General features: G+C 70.9%; 10 protein-coding genes and 2 pseudogenes. 10 read left to right on the forward strand and 2 right to left on the reverse strand.

All coding sequences use genetic code 11. The features are described from left to right. Positions 1-37 precede the first annotated feature (37 nt). From Bsp3421_RS10600 to Bsp3421_RS10610, 3 genes are all read left to right on the forward strand, one after another. Complete coding sequence (locus Bsp3421_RS10600) at positions 38-733, forward strand: ABC transporter permease (RefSeq protein WP_273995882.1); 696 nt, start codon at positions 38-40, stop codon at positions 731-733. A gap of 61 nt (positions 734-794) precedes the next feature. Next, positions 795-1,982, forward strand: a complete 1,188-nt coding sequence (locus tag Bsp3421_RS10605; RefSeq protein ID WP_273995883.1) for a pyridoxal phosphate-dependent aminotransferase — start codon at positions 795-797, stop codon at positions 1,980-1,982. A gap of 32 nt (positions 1,983-2,014) precedes the next feature. After that, positions 2,015-3,025: a succinylglutamate desuccinylase/aspartoacylase domain-containing protein gene (locus Bsp3421_RS10610; protein WP_273995884.1), complete on the forward strand. Its 1,011-nt coding sequence runs from the start codon at positions 2,015-2,017 to the stop codon at positions 3,023-3,025. A 90-nt stretch (positions 3,026-3,115) separates the two neighbouring features. Here the strand turns inward: Bsp3421_RS10610 and Bsp3421_RS10615 are convergent, their stop codons facing one another. Beyond that, positions 3,116-4,258 (reverse strand): HPP family protein, encoded by a 1,143-nt coding sequence (locus Bsp3421_RS10615; protein WP_273995885.1) that lies wholly within the window; start codon positions 4,256-4,258, stop codon positions 3,116-3,118. Positions 4,259-4,605: 347 nt separating this feature from the next. On the opposite strand from Bsp3421_RS10615, the gene Bsp3421_RS10620 reads away from it, so the two are divergent. After that, a complete protein-coding gene (locus Bsp3421_RS10620; RefSeq protein WP_273995886.1) occupies positions 4,606-5,541 on the forward strand; it encodes a LysR family transcriptional regulator in 936 nt (311 codons plus the stop codon). 258 nt (positions 5,542-5,799) lie between these two features. Here Bsp3421_RS10620 and Bsp3421_RS10625 read toward each other — a convergent pair whose 3' ends face one another. Further along, the gene (locus Bsp3421_RS10625; protein ID WP_273995888.1) at positions 5,800-6,150 is read right to left on the reverse strand and encodes a VOC family protein; all 351 of its coding nucleotides are present in this window, start codon (positions 6,148-6,150) and stop codon (positions 5,800-5,802) included. Positions 6,151-6,408: 258 nt separating this feature from the next. On the opposite strand from Bsp3421_RS10625, the gene Bsp3421_RS10630 reads away from it, so the two are divergent. The 6 genes and pseudogenes from Bsp3421_RS10630 to Bsp3421_RS10655 all read left to right on the forward strand — a co-directional run bounded on the left by Bsp3421_RS10630 (position 6,409) and on the right by Bsp3421_RS10655 (position 13,838). Then, on the forward strand, positions 6,409-7,548 hold the full coding sequence (locus tag Bsp3421_RS10630) for an LLM class flavin-dependent oxidoreductase (RefSeq protein ID WP_273995890.1): 1,140 nt from the start codon (positions 6,409-6,411) through the stop codon (positions 7,546-7,548). A gap of 70 nt (positions 7,549-7,618) precedes the next feature. Continuing rightward, complete coding sequence (locus Bsp3421_RS10635; protein WP_273995891.1) at positions 7,619-8,812, forward strand: acyl-CoA dehydrogenase family protein; 1,194 nt, start codon at positions 7,619-7,621, stop codon at positions 8,810-8,812. Positions 8,813-8,822: 10 nt separating this feature from the next. Further along, positions 8,823-10,583, forward strand: a complete 1,761-nt coding sequence (locus Bsp3421_RS10640; RefSeq protein WP_273995892.1) for an FAD-dependent oxidoreductase — start codon at positions 8,823-8,825, stop codon at positions 10,581-10,583. Beyond that, positions 10,580-11,100 (forward strand): annotated as a pseudogene (locus Bsp3421_RS10645) (flavin reductase family protein). Before Bsp3421_RS10640 ends, Bsp3421_RS10645 begins: the two are co-directional and overlap by 4 nt. Before the next feature lie 17 nt (positions 11,101-11,117). Next, positions 11,118-12,157, forward strand: a pseudogene (locus tag Bsp3421_RS10650) (2Fe-2S iron-sulfur cluster-binding protein). A 52-nt stretch (positions 12,158-12,209) separates the two neighbouring features. Further along, the gene (locus Bsp3421_RS10655) at positions 12,210-13,838 is read left to right on the forward strand and encodes a FadD3 family acyl-CoA ligase (RefSeq protein ID WP_273995893.1); all 1,629 of its coding nucleotides are present in this window, start codon (positions 12,210-12,212) and stop codon (positions 13,836-13,838) included. Positions 13,839-13,885: the final 47 nt, after the last annotated feature.

A 13,885-nucleotide genomic window follows, 5' to 3' on the forward strand; every position in this document is an offset into this window, starting at 1 on the left:
GCCGCGCCGCTTCCCTTCATCGATTCGGGCCAAGATCATGGATCTGAGCGTAGTGTCATCGTATGCGTCGCTGCTGTTGCTCGGCGTGCTGACCACCGTCGAGCTGCTCGTCATCTCGGCCGTGTTCGGCTTCGGGCTCGCGATTGCGGTCGCGTTCGCGCGGCTGTCGCCGAATCCCGTCGTCGCGCGGCTCAGCAAGGGCTTCACCGAGCTGATTCGCGGGACGCCGCTGCTCGTGCAGATCTACCTGATCTACTACGGGCTCGGTTCGTTGTTCGCGGGCTGGCCCGCGCTGCGCGACAGCGTGCTGTGGCCGTTCCTGCGGGACGGCTTCTGGTATGTCGCGGCCGCGCTCGTGATCAGCGTCGGCGCGTATGTCGGCGAAGTGCTGCGCGCGGGTTTGCGCGGCGTGCCGAAGGGCGAGATCGAGGCCGCGCGCGCGATGGGGATGCGGCCATCGATGATCGCGCGGCGCGTGTGGCTGCCGCGCGCGATCCAGATCCTGCTGCCGACGCTGGCCGGCGAGACCGTGATGCTGCTGAAATCGACGGCGCTCGCGTCGACCGTCGCGGTGATGGACGTACTCGGCGCCGCGAACTACATCCGCGCGCAAACCTTGCGGACCTACGAGCCGCTGCTCACGATCGCGGTGATCTACGTGGCGCTCGCATTCGTGATCGAGCGTGCGTTCGGGCGGCTCGAGCGGCGCGTGCCCGCGCGCATGCCGCGCTGAGGCAAGGACGCGAAGACATGAACCAGGCGGCGGCCGGGCGGCCCCGCTCGAAGGAGGACGCATGAACTATTCGGAGCGGGTCGACCGCCTGCAGGGCAGGCGCACGACGGCCTGGGACATCCACTACGCGGCGCAGAAGGCGCTGGCGGCCGGCGAGCCGGCGATCGTGCTGAGCGTCGGCGACCCGGATTTCCCGACGCCCGACGTGATCGTCGAGCGCGCGGTGGCCGCGCTGCGCGGCGGCGATACGCACTACAGCGAAGTGCGCGGCCGCGCCGAACTGCGCGCGGCGATCGCGCGCGAGCACGCGAAGGCGGCGGGCCAGACGGTCGGCCCGGAGCAGGTGATCGTGACGGCCGGCGCGCAGAACGCGCTGTTCGCCATGTCGATGTGCCTGTGCGAGGCCGGCGACGAGGTGATCGTGCCCGAGCCGATGTATCTGACCTACGAGGCGAGCGTGCGCGCATCGGGCGCGACGCTCGTGCCGGTGCCGGTCGACGCGTCGGCCGGCTTCAGGCTCGACGGTGATGCGCTGGAAGCCGCCGTGACGCCGCGCACGAAGGCGATTTTCTTCGCGACGCCGTGCAATCCGACCGGCGTCGTGATGACGCGCGACGACCTGCAGCGGATCGCGCGCATCGCGTGCGAGCACGATCTATGGGTCGTCTCGGACGAAGTGTACGGCGAGCTGACGTTCGAGCGCGAGATGATCAGCATCGCATCGCTGCCCGGCATGGCCGCGCGCACGGTGACGATCGGCAGCCTGTCGAAGTCGCATGCGATGCCGGGCTGGCGGGTCGGCTGGGCGATCGGGCCGACCGAACTGATCGATCACGCGGAGCGGCTCGCGTTGTGCATGCTGTACGGGCTGCCGGGCTTCATCCAGCAGGCGGCGATCACGGCGCTCGACAACAAGGCCGCGATCGTCGCGGACATGCGGGCGTGCTATCGCCGCCGCCGCGACCTCGTATGCGGCCGCCTGGGCGATGTGCCCGGCCTGCGCTGCCTGGTGCCGGAGGCGGGGATGTTCGCGATGGTCGACGTGCGCGGCACGGGGCTCGACGCGCACGCGTTCACGTGGCAGTTGTTCCGCGCGAAGCAGGTCGCGCTGCTCGACGCGAGCGCGTTCGGCGAAGCGGCCTCGGGCTTCGTCCGGTTCGGTTTCGTCGTCGACGAGGCGCAATTGGCCGACGCGTGCGATCGCGTCGCGGCATTCGTCGCGAGCCTCGACGTCCGCGCGCGGCGCTGAGCGGCGGCGCCGGACTGGACGCGCGAAGCACGATGGTCGAAACGTTGACGTGGCAGGTGCCAGGCGATGCGGGGCAGCCGCTCGCGATCCGCGCATGGCGCCTGAGGGGCGGCGACGGGCCGCGCGTGCATTTGCAGGCCGGCGTGCATGCGGATGAGATCGCGGGGATGCTCGTGCTGCACCGGCTGCTGCCGCAGCTGAGGGCGGCGCACGATCGCGGCGTGCTGCGCGGTACGGTGACGGTGGTGCCGCAGGCCAACCCGCTCGGGCTCGCGCAGTTCCGGCAGGGGCGCCTGCTCGGCCGCTTCCACGACGCGACGCATCGCAACTTCAACCGGCATTTCCACGAATCGGCCGCGTCGCGGCGGCCGGCAACGACATTCGCCGCGTGGCAGCGCGTGCTGCTCGGCGCGGCGTGCGACGCAGACATCGTGCTCGACCTCCATACCGATTCGGAAGCGTTGCCCTACGTCTACCTGCATCGCAGCCTGTGGCCGGCCGGCCGCGATCTCGCGGCGTCGCTCGGGGCTGAGATCGCGATCCTGTGGGACCGGGACGACGACGGCGCGTTCGAAGGAGCGGTCGCCGCGCACTGGGCGCGCGAGGGCGGGATGCGCGACCGGCTCGTCGCCACGGTCGAACTGCGCGGCCAGTCCGACGTGTCCGACGCGCTCGCGGAGCGCGATGCCGACGGCCTTCTGGCGTTCCTGCGCGGGCGCGGCGTGATCGCCGGGCTGTCCGACGCCGGCGACTGGCGGGGCGAGGCAGTGCCGATCGCGCACATGGAGACCGTGCTCGCGCCCGCCTCGGGCGTGCTCGTCCATGAACGCGCGCTGGGCGCGACAGTCGATGCCGGCGAGCGCATCGCGCGCATCGTCGCGCATCCGGGCGTGCCCGGCAGCGAGCACGTGCTGATCGCGCCTCAGGCAGGGCGCATCGTCACGCGTAGCCGGGAACGGCTGGTCGCGCAGGGCGACGTCGTGGCGAAGCTGACGGGCGCACGCGTGTCGGCAGGGTGGTCGGGCGGTGTGCTGGATCCCTGAGCGGCGCAATCACAGCGCGGTGGTTGGTCCGGATACCCGGTGGGAAATTAAAAATACCAACCGGCAGCCGAGCGCTTTCGTGCCCGCGTTTCAGGCGGCGGGCCTGAGCTGCGCCTGGCGGTACAGGCCGGTAATCAGATCGGCCGGGGTCACGATGCCCGCGAGGCGCTGCTCGGTGTCCACGATCGGAATGTGATGGTGGCCCTGATCCGCGAACAGCGGCACGAGTTCGGCGATCGGCGTGGTGAGCGGCATGGTTCGCACGGGACGGCTCATGACGTCGCGAGCGGCCGGCGCGGCCCGTTTGTCCGCGCGGGGCCGACCCGGCGGCGTGCCGGATGCGCCGAACGCAGCGGACCTCGACAGATCGGCGCGCGTCACGATCCCGATTACCCGGCGAGCGGCATCGAGCACCGGCAGCGCCTTGATGCGATGCCGGTTCAACAGCTTCAGCGCGGCGGCCGCGGACGTGTCGGCGGCGATGCCGAGCGCGGGGCGCGACATGATGTCGGCGCACGACAGTTGGCTGAACGTGCGGGCATACGCCTGCAGTTCGACGTCCCGCAGCAGCGCCTCCAAATCGTCTGGGGCGGCGTCGATCCACTCGGTGCGGCGTTGCAGGACCGCATGGAGGTCGGCCCGGGTGAACGCGGCGCCTGCCGGGGCGGGGCGGGATGCCGCCGCAGCATGAGGATAGCGATGGCCGGTGAGCGCGTGATAGAGGAGCGCCGCGCACAGCAGCACGGCCGACTGCAACGCGATCGGTTCGAGCACGAAGCGAAAGCCGAGCGCGTGCACCGCGGGGCCGCCCAGGACGGCGGTCAGCGCGACCGCGCCGGACGGCGGATGCACGCAGCGCAATGCGAACATCGCGCCGATCGCGACGGCGACCGCAAGCGCCGCCGCCGCGACAGGATCGCCGATCCAGCGCGCGCAAGCGACGCCCACCAGCGCCGCGACCAGGTTGCCGCCGATGATCGACCAGGGTTGCGCGAGCGGGCTGGCGGGAACGGCGAACAGCAGCACCGCGGAGGCGCCCATCGGGGCGACGAGCAGGGGCACGCTGCTCGGGATGCCGGGCAGCCAGCGCATCAGGAGGCCGACACAGGCGATGCCGGCGAACGCGCCGACACACGAGCGCAGGCGTTCGCGCCCGCTGAGGGTGACCGGTGTCGGCGCGAAGCCGCGGAGCCAGGGTGGGAGGCGATGCGGAGCGAACGGGGAGCGAGACAAGGCTGACGGTCGGCTGACGACGAAGCGCGGACGAGCCGCAGGAAGCGCGAATTATATGCGATTGTGATATACCTCGCCGCGTCCGGGTTCGAGTCGACCTTCAAGCGCGCACTGTTCGGGCGCCGAAGCGGTGCGAGGAAACGGGCCGAGGGGGCCTGACGGTGAGCGTTCCGGCCCGCATCGGCGTACAATTCCGGCCTACCGATTTTTACAAATTGATGAATTGCCGCCCCCGATGCCTATTCTCCGCCCGTGTCCGCGCCCCGGCCCCGGCATCCGCTCGGCGATTCCATCCCTCTGCCGCGCCGCGCGCGCCGCTTTCCCCACTTGATTCCTCAGCTTAATTCATGGACATGCTCGAAAACATGCGCCTGTTCGTGCGCGTCGTCGAAGCCGGCAGTTTCACCGCGGTGGCGAAGGAGATCGATGCGACCACCGCCCAGGTGTCGCGCGCGGTCTCGAACCTCGAAGCGCATGTGCAGACCCGCCTGCTGCATCGGACCACGCGCCACCTCGGCTTGACCGAGAGCGGCCAGCGCTACTTCGAGCGGGCCAAGTCGATCCTGGCCGAGATCGACTACGCGAATGCCGAGGCGCGCAACGCGCTGCTGCGGCCGAGCGGGAAGCTGCGCATCCATGCGATGACGGGGCTCGGGCAAAGCCACGTGGTGTCGGCGATCGTGCGCTACCAGGAAGACAATCCCGATGTCTCGGTCGAGCTGACGCTCGCGCAGCGGATGCCGAACCTGATCGAGGAGGGCTACGACGTCTCGATCGTGTCGGCGTCGCAGCTGCCCGACTCCGGCTACGTCGCGCAGACCTGCGGCACCAGCTGCAGCGTGCTGGTCGCCTCGCGCGAGTATCTGGCGCGCCACGGCACGCCGACCTCGCCCGAGGATCTGCCGAAGCACGTGTGCCTGCGTCTCGATACGCCGGCTTCGCCGGGCGGCGAATGGCGGCTCGAACGCAGCGACGGCGAGGAAATGCTGTACGAGCTGCCGAACGGGCCGTTCCAGGTGAACGTGCCGGACGCGCTGGCCGTCGCGGTGCGCGCCGGGCGCGGCATCGGTTCGATCGCGTTGTACAGCGCGATCGACGACATTCGCGCGGGTCGCCTGATCCGCGTGCTGCCCAACTACCGGCTGCATACGCTGAGCGTCTACGCGGTGTACGCGACGCGCCGTTATCTGGATGCGAAGATCCGGACGTTCCTCGATCACCTGCGTACGACCTTGACGCCCGCGCTCGAGACCGACCTGCGCGAACTCGAGCGGCTCAAGTAGGCCATCGCCGCACGCGTGGCGAGGCGGCTTCCGGGATGGCCGGGCCGGTCCGGCAACCGCGTTCGCCGGCGTCACATCGATGCGATCGCGGTGAGCCGCGGCCGGCGGCCGTGAACCTTGCGCGCGGGCTTGCCGGCGCGGCCGGGCTTCGAATGCGTCGCGCGGGCGGCCGCGCGGCTCGCTCGTCCGGCGCGCCTGCGCGGCCTTCGCACGTCTCAGGCAGTCCGGCATGACGCGCGGGCGGCCGCGCCTCCGCACTCAAGCGCTGCGTTTCTGCGCAATCACGAGCAGCGCGCCATTGCGATCCTCCAGCACCGCACGGGTTTCGTGCGGCCCTGCCTGCACGGGCACGCGCACCGATGCGCCGGCCTCGACGATCCGCGCGACGGCCAGCCCGAGATCGTCTCCGTCGTCGACGCGCAGCACCAGGGCCGCGCGCTCGACGATGCGCTCCGCGCCGGCCACCAGCGCGATCGTGAGCGGGCCGCCGTCGAGCGCGCAATAGCGGCCGCCGTCGCGAAGCCTCACGCTCAGGCCCAGCCCGTCGACGAACAGGGGAAGCGCCGTGTCGATGTCGTCGACCGGGTACAGCAGCATCGAAATCCTCATCCGTTGCCTCCATTGCCGCGACGCGTCCGACGCGGACCGCCGGACGCCGCCGATCGATGCTGGCGCACCGTCCGCTCCATCGCACGATCCAGGCGGACGAGGGGAAAAGCCCTCTGTCTCCGCATGCGCGTCCTTACTCCAAACAGACGATGCCGCTCCGGGGCCGCGCGCCGACACTCCCATCCGTGGAATGTCCCATTCGTCCGCATCGAGCGGGCGGCCCGCGCGCCCCGCCCATCCTATCTGGAGACGCACGCAATGAAGTTTTCCCTCATCTACGAAGCCCAGACGACCGACGCCTCGCGCGAAGGCGACCATCGTGTATTCAAGGAGACGGTCGAACAGGCGCTGCTCGCCGAGCAGGTCGGCTTCGACACGATCTGGTGCGTCGAGCACACGTCGTTGACCCACTATGCGCACATGAGCGCGCCGGAAACCTTCCTCGCGTACCTGGCCGGGCGGACGACGCGCATCGGTCTCGGTCACGGCGTCGTGTGTCTGCCGCCCGCGATGAATCATCCGATCAAGGTGGCCGAGCGGGTCGCGATGCTCGACATCCTGTCGGGCGGCCGCGTGCATTTCGGCGTCGGCAAGGGCGGCAGCCAGCAGGAGGCCGGCGCGTTCGGCTACGCGCTGGATCAACTGCAGCCGATGATCGACGAATCGATGTACCTCGTGCCGAAGATGTTCGTGCAGGACGAGATCGAACACGACGGCGCGTACATCAAGATCCCGAAGCGCCCGATCCACCCGAAGCCGTTCCAGGATCCGCATCCGCCGATGTATCTCGCCTGCACCAACACGGACACGCTGCGGCGCGCGGGCCAGCGCGGCATGGGCGCGCTCGTGCTCGGCTTCGGCGGCCCCGACGAGGTCGCGAAGAAGAACGCGGTCTATCGCGAAGCGTGGGCGAGCCGCCGCCCGGAAGATCAGGTCGGCTTCCGCCCGACCCGGCACCTCGCCGCGCTGTGCCCGACCATCGTGCTCACGGACGGCCAGCAGGCGCGCAAGATCGGCATTCGCGGCCAGCGCTATTTCATGGAGTCGCTCGCGTACTGGTACACGGGCGGCGAGCGCCCCGATCCGGCGACCTGGGGTGACGACCTGGTGCGGGCCGACACGGGCGAGATGGTGATCCGCTCGCGCTTCGCATCGGAGGAGGTGGTGGTGAACTTCGCCGATCCCGCGCTCGCGTTGATGAACCCGAATCACGCCTACGGCACGGTGGACGACTGCATCGGCTACGTCGGCCGCCTCCAGGAAGCCGGCGTCGACGAGGTGCTGTTCCTGTGCCAGATGGGCACGGTGCCGCACGAAGCGCAGATGGAGACGATCCGCAATATCGGCGCGCACGTGATTCCGTTCTTCGCCGGCAAGGAACAGCGCGCGTACGCGTGACGCGCCGGGTCGCCCCGAGCGGGGCGGCGTCGAACCTCGACCGTCGATCCAACCGCAACAGGAGACATCCGTGCATCGCGACAACGATTCGAACGCGCTGACCGCCGTGCTGACCGCGCGCGCCGATGTGCTCGCGCCAGTGCTGGCCGGCCGCGCCGCGCAGGCCGAAGCACAGGGGCGCTTATCCGCCGAGACGATCGCCGACCTGCAGGCCGCCGGCTTCTTCAAGGTGCTGCAACCGAAGCGCTACGGCGGCCATGAACTCGATCCGCAGGTCTTCTTCGACATCCAGATGCGGCTCGCGCGCGGCTGCATGTCGACGGCGTGGGTGTACGGCGTCGTCGGCGTGCACAACTGGCAGCTCGCGCTGTTCGATCCGCGCGCGCAACAGGAGGTCTGGGGCGACGCTCCGGCCACGCTGATCGCGTCGACCTACATGCCGGTCGGCCGCGTGACGCCCGTTGACGGCGGGTTCAGGCTGTCCGGCCACTGGAAGTTCTCGAGCGGCAGCGAGTGGTGCGAATGGGTGTTTCTCGGCGCGCTGACGCCGTCCGAGAAGGAGGGCGGGCCGCCCGAATACCGGACCTTCCTGCTGCCGAAGGCCGACTACCGGATCGAGCGGAACTGGGACGTGCTCGGCTTGCGCGCGACGGGCAGCCACGACATCGTGGTCGAGGATGTATTCGTGCCGGCCTACCGCACGCACAAGGCGATCGACGGGATGATGGCGACGAGCCCGGGCCTCGCCGTCAACGACGCGCCGCTTTACCGGCTGCCGTTCGCGCAGATTTTCGTGCGGGCGGTGGGCACGTCGTGCATCGGCGCGTTGCAGGGGGCGCTCGACGCGTTCGTCGCCGATGCGGCGACGCGCGTCTCGGCGAACAGCGGCGCGAAGACGGCCGACGATCCGGGCGCGCAGCATGCGTGCGCGAATGCCGCCGTCGCGATCGACGAGATGCAGGTGCTGTTGCAGCGCAACTTCGCCGAGCTGATGGCGTCGGTCAGCGGCGGTCCGGCGGTCTCGATCGAACGTCGCGTGCATTTTCGCTATCAGGCCGCGCAGGTCGCCGAGCGCTGCGCGCAGGCCGCCAACGCGCTGCTGCGCTATGCAGGCGGCAACGGCATCTATCACCGTCATCCGCTGGCGCGCCGCTTCCTCGACCTGCACGCGGCCCGCGCGCACTACGCGAACAACGTCGACCGCTTCGGCCAGAATCTCGGCGCGGTGACGCTCGGCCGCGAGAACGTGGATTTCTTCATCTGACGAGGCCGCGATGAACGATGCGCAAGCGCAACCCAACCTGTTCGACGTCGTGATCGTCGGCTCCGGCGCGGGGGCGCTGCTCGCGGCCTGCCGCGCGGCCGATCGCGGCCTCTCGGTCGTCGTGATCGAGAAGACGGGGCTGTACGGCGGCACCTCGGCGGTATCGGGCGGCGGCGTGTGGATCCCGTGCAACCACCATATCGACGAACTCGGCGCGACCGACTCGCGGGCGGCCGCGCGCCGCTATCTCGACGCCTGCACGACCGGCGCGACGCCCGCCGCCAAGCTCGACGCCTACCTCGACCGCGCGCCCGAGATGCTGCGCTACCTCGAGGCGGAAACGCCGGTCCGCTACCAGTCGATGCCGAAGTATGCGGACTATTACCAGAAGCTGCCGGGCGCGATGCCGGGCTACCGCTCGCTCGATCCGCTGCCGTTCGACGGCGCGCTGCTCGGCGACGAATTCGAGCGGCTGCGGCCGCCGTCGCCCGGCACGCTGATCGGCGGACGGGTCGCGGTGACGGCGAAGGAAGCGCATGTGCTGTTCTCGCGCGGCTCGGGGTTCATGACGCTCGCGCTGGGCCAGTTCGGCCGCTACTGGCTCGACCTCGGGGCGCGACGCCGCTCGCGGCGCGATCGACGCCTGACGCTTGGCAACGCGCTGATCGGCGGGCTGCGCCGCGCGCTGCTCGACCGCCGCGTGCCGATCTGGCTCGACACGCCGATGCGCGACCTGCTCGACGCCGACGGCCGCGTGACGGGCGTGCGCGTCGAGCGGGCGGGCCGGCCGGTGACGATCGTCGCGCGGCGCGGCGTGATCCTGGCCGCGGGCGGCTTCGAGCGCAGCCAGCCGATGCGCGAGCGCTACCTGCCGCAGCCGACCCGCGTGCATTGGAGCGCGACGCCGCCCGCCAACACGGGCGACGCGATCGCCGAGGGCCATCGGCTCGGCGGGGCGCTCGCGCTGATGGAGCATGTATGGGGCGCGCCGACGCTCGGCGTCGCGGGCGAGGAAAACCCGCGCGCGCTGTTCGTCGAGCGCAATCTGCCGGGCTGCGTGATCGTCAACGGGCGCGGCAGGCGCTTCGTCAACGAGGCGGCGCCGTATTCCGAGCTGGTGCCGGCGATGTATCGCGACCACGCGAGGACGGGCGCGAGCGTGCCCGCGTGGATGGTGTTCGACGCGCGCTTTCGCCGCAAGTACCCGTGCGGGCCGATCATGCCGGCCTCGATGATGCCCGATGCGCGGATTCCCGATGCGTTTCGCGACGTGCTCGTGAAGGCCGACACGATCGATGCGCTCGCCGAGCGGATCGGCGTCGATGCCGCCGGCTTGCGCGAGACGCTGCGCGACATGGCCCGCTTTGCCGCGACCGGCATCGACGAAGCCTTCGGCAAGGGCGACAACCTGTTCGACACGTATTACGGCGACCCGCGGGTCAAGCCGAATCCGTGCCTCGCGCCGCTCGATGAAGCGCCGTTCTATGCGGTGCGGCTCGACGCGGGCGACATCGGCACGAAGGGCGGGCTCGTCACCGACGCCCAGGCCCGCGTGCTGCGCGACGACGGCATGCCGATCGACGGCCTCTACGCGATCGGCAACACGAGCGCATCGGTGATGGGCGCGAGCTATCCCGGCGCGGGCTCGACGCTCGGCCCGGCGATGACCTTCGGCATGATCGCCGCCGATCACCTGGCCGCGCAGGCGGCCGACACCGGCGGCCGCTCGGAGCGGCCGGCCGCAACGGAACTCGACGGAGCACGATCATGACCGATCTCACCAGCCATCCCCTGCGAGCGGACATGCTGCTCGCGATGCGGCGCGTCGCGCGTTCCGTCACGGTCATCAGCAGCGCGCACGACGGCCGGCGCTACTCGATGTCCGCGACGGCGGTCGATTCGCTGTCGACCGATCCGCCGTCGCTGCTGATCTGCGTCAATCGCGACGCGTCGCTGCACCCGCCGCTCGACGCGGGCGCGGCATTCTGCGTGAACGTGCTGTCCGCGCGCCATGAAGACCTCGCGATCGATTGCGGCGGGCGCTTGAAGGGCGAGGCGCGTTTCAGCAGCGGCGACTGGCAGGTGTCGTCGCATGGCGTGCCGTATCTGCGCGATGCGCAGGCGAGCCTCGTCTGCGAGCAGGACGGCCGCTTCGTGTACGGCACGCATACGGTGTTCATCGGGCGGATCCGCGAGGTGCGAATGAGTGGCGACGTCGATCCGCTCGTTTATCTCGACGGTGTGTGTATACGGCCCCCGGCGGGCCCGTCAGCCGCGCGGCCGCGTGAAGGGCGGCGAGCCGTCCATGAGCGAGGTCCGTTTTCACCGGTTGACCGTCGCGGAGGTGATCGTCGAGAGCGACGATGCGCGGTCGTTCGTGTTCGAGGTGCCCGCCGCGTCGCGCGACGCGTTCGCTTATCGGCCGGGCCAGTTCCTGACGCTGAACGTGCCGTGCGGCGAGCCGGGCGTCGCGCGCTGCTATTCGCTGTCGAGCGCACCGGGCGTCGACGCGGCGCTGAAGATCACGGTCAAGCGCGTGCGGGGCGGGCGCGCGTCGAACTGGCTGTGCGATCGCGTGCGCGCGGGCGACGGGCTCGACGTCCTGCCGCCGGCGGGGGGGTGTTCACGCCGCGCGCGCTCGACGGCGATCTGCTGCTGCTGGCGGCCGGCAGCGGCATCACGCCCGTGCTGTCGATTCTGAAGGCGGCGCTCGTGCACGGGCGCGGGATGCTGACGCTGATCTACGCGAACCGCGACGAGCGCTCGGTGATCTTCCGCGACGCACTGCAGCGGCTTGCCCAGCGTCATCCGGGCCGGCTGCGCGTGATCCACTGGCTCGACAGCGTGCAGGGCGTGCCGCAGCAGCGGCATCTCGAGGAGCTGGTTCGTCCGTTCAGCCTGCAGGAGACGTTCATCTGCGGGCCCCCGCTGTTCATGGAGAGCGCGCTGGCCGCGATGCTCGGACACGGGCTGCCGCGGGCGCGCGTGCACGTCGAGCGCTTCGCGTCGCTGCCCGATGCGCCGGCCCGGGCCGATACCGGCGCGACGGCCGCGCCGCGCGACGGCGCGGGCGCGGCGGTCGAGGCGCTGCTCGACGGCGAGTCGTTCGCGTTCGGCTGCGCGCCTGGCGAAACGCTGCTCGAGGCGATGTTGCGCGAGGGGGTGCCGGCGCCCCATTCGTGCCGCCAGGGGCAGTGCGGCGCGTGCATGTGCCGGGTCGAGCGCGGCGCGGTCGCGCTCGACGGCAATCAGGTGCTCGACGAAGACGAGCTGGCGGGCGGCTGGACGCTGGCCTGCTGCGCGCGGCCCGCAAGCGATGTGCTGCGCGTGGTGTTTCCCGATTGAGCCGCGGCGCGCCGAGGGCGCGCGCGGCATTCCTGCGGCGACGCACGAGACGATGGACAACGACATCCTGACGACGCCCGCGCTGATTGCGCGGGCCGCCGCGCGCCACGGCGCGCATCCGGCGATCGAATCGGAGCACGGCCGGCTGACTTACGCGGCGCTCGACGCGGCTCGCCGCGAGGCGGCGCGCGCGCTGATCGCACACGGCATCGAGGCGGGCGACCGGATCGCGATCTGGGCGCCGAATCTGCCGCGCTGGATCGTCGCCGCGCTGGCTGTCCATACGGTCGGCGCGACCCTCGTGCCGGTCAATACGCGGCTGAGGGGGCGGGAAGTCGGCGGCATCCTGGGCGACAGCGGCGCGCGGCTGCTGTTTTGCTGCGGCATGTTCCTCGGCGAATCGTATCCGGAGATGCTGGAACCGTATCGGCCCGCGGCGCTCGAACGCATCGTCGTGTTCGACCATGCCCCGCCGGCCGGTGCGCTCGACGAAACCTGGGACGCGTTCATCGCGCGCGCCGCGGACACGCCGCCCGAGGCGGTGCATGCACGCGAAGCGAGGGTGACCCCCGACACCGAGATGGACCTGATTTTCACGTCGGGCACGACGGGCCGTCCGAAGGGCGTGGTGACCGCGCACGGCCAGAATCTGCGCGCCGTGCAGGCCTGGGCGCGGATCGCGGGCCTGCGCCGCGAGGACCGCTACCTGATCGTCAATCCGTTCTTCCACACGTTCGGCTACAAGGCCGGCTGGCTGGCCGCGCTGGCGAGCGGCGCGACGGTGCTGCCGCACCCCGCGTTCCAGCCCGGCGAGGTGCTGCGCCGGATCGCCGAGGCGCGCGTATCGGTGCTGCCCGGGCCGCCGACGCTGTACTACGCGCTGCTCGACGCGCCCGAGCGCGATGCGCACGATCTGTCGTCGCTGCGGATCGCGGTGACGGGGGCGGCGGCGATCGCGCCGAGCCTGATCGAGCGGATGCGCACGGAACTCGGTTTCGAGACGGTGCTGACGGGCTACGGCCTGACCGAATCGTGCGGTTTCGCGACGCTGTGCCGGCGCGACGACGACGTGCAGACGGTTGCCGCCACGTCGGGCCGGCCGATGCCGGGCGTCGAGCTGCGCATCGCGGGGCCGGGCGGGGTCGTGCGCGCGGCAGGCGAGACGGGGGAGATCTGGCTGCGCGGCTACAACGTGATGCGCGGCTACGAGAACCAGCCGGCCGCCACGCGCGAGACGATCGACGCCGACGGCTGGCTGCACACGGGCGATCTGGGCTGCGTCGATCCGAACGGCAATCTGAAGATCACCGACCGGATCAAGGACATGTTCATCGTCGGCGGCTTCAACTGCTACCCGGCGGAGATCGAGCGGCTGCTGGCCGCGCATCCGGCGATCGCGCAGGTCGCGCTGGTCGGCGCGCCGGACGCGCGGCTGGGCGAGGTCGGGCATGCGTACGTCGTGCTGCGGCCGGGTTCGTCGGCGAGCGCGGACGAATTGACCGGCTGGGCGCGGCGCAACATGGCGAACTACAAGGTGCCGCGCCGCTTCACGTTCGTCGAGCGGCTGCCGACGAGCGCGGCGGGGAAGGTGCTCAAGTACCGGCTGCGCGCGCTGGACGGCGCGGCGGCGGACGGCGATCCGGCGGAAGACGCGGCGCGGGCGCGCGATCGAACGGGATGAGGGTAGGAGCGGGCGGACGGCGGTGGCTTCGCGCCGGGCGCGGCATG

This window comes from Burkholderia sp. FERM BP-3421 (assembly GCF_028657905.1).
Classification (GTDB): Bacteria; Pseudomonadota; Gammaproteobacteria; order Burkholderiales; family Burkholderiaceae; genus Burkholderia.

Bases quoted from the DNA above. Each gene is read 5' to 3' on its own strand.
- Bsp3421_RS10630 (WP_273995890.1), top strand. From the start codon at position 6,409: ATGAAGTTTTCCCTCATCTACGAAGCCCAGACGACCGACGCCTCGCGC.
- Bsp3421_RS10640 (WP_273995892.1), top strand. From the start codon at position 8,823: ATGAACGATGCGCAAGCGCAACCCAACCTGTTCGACGTCGTGATCGTC.
- Bsp3421_RS10600 (WP_273995882.1), top strand. From the start codon at position 38: ATGGATCTGAGCGTAGTGTCATCGTATGCGTCGCTGCTGTTGCTCGGC.
- Bsp3421_RS10610 (WP_273995884.1), top strand. From the start codon at position 2,015: ATGGTCGAAACGTTGACGTGGCAGGTGCCAGGCGATGCGGGGCAGCCG.
- Bsp3421_RS10655 (WP_273995893.1), top strand. From the start codon at position 12,210: ATGGACAACGACATCCTGACGACGCCCGCGCTGATTGCGCGGGCCGCC.
- Bsp3421_RS10620 (WP_273995886.1), top strand. From the start codon at position 4,606: ATGGACATGCTCGAAAACATGCGCCTGTTCGTGCGCGTCGTCGAAGCC.
- Bsp3421_RS10605 (WP_273995883.1), top strand. From the start codon at position 795: ATGAACTATTCGGAGCGGGTCGACCGCCTGCAGGGCAGGCGCACGACG.
- Bsp3421_RS10625 (WP_273995888.1), bottom strand. From the start codon at position 6,150: ATGAGGATTTCGATGCTGCTGTACCCGGTCGACGACATCGACACGGCG.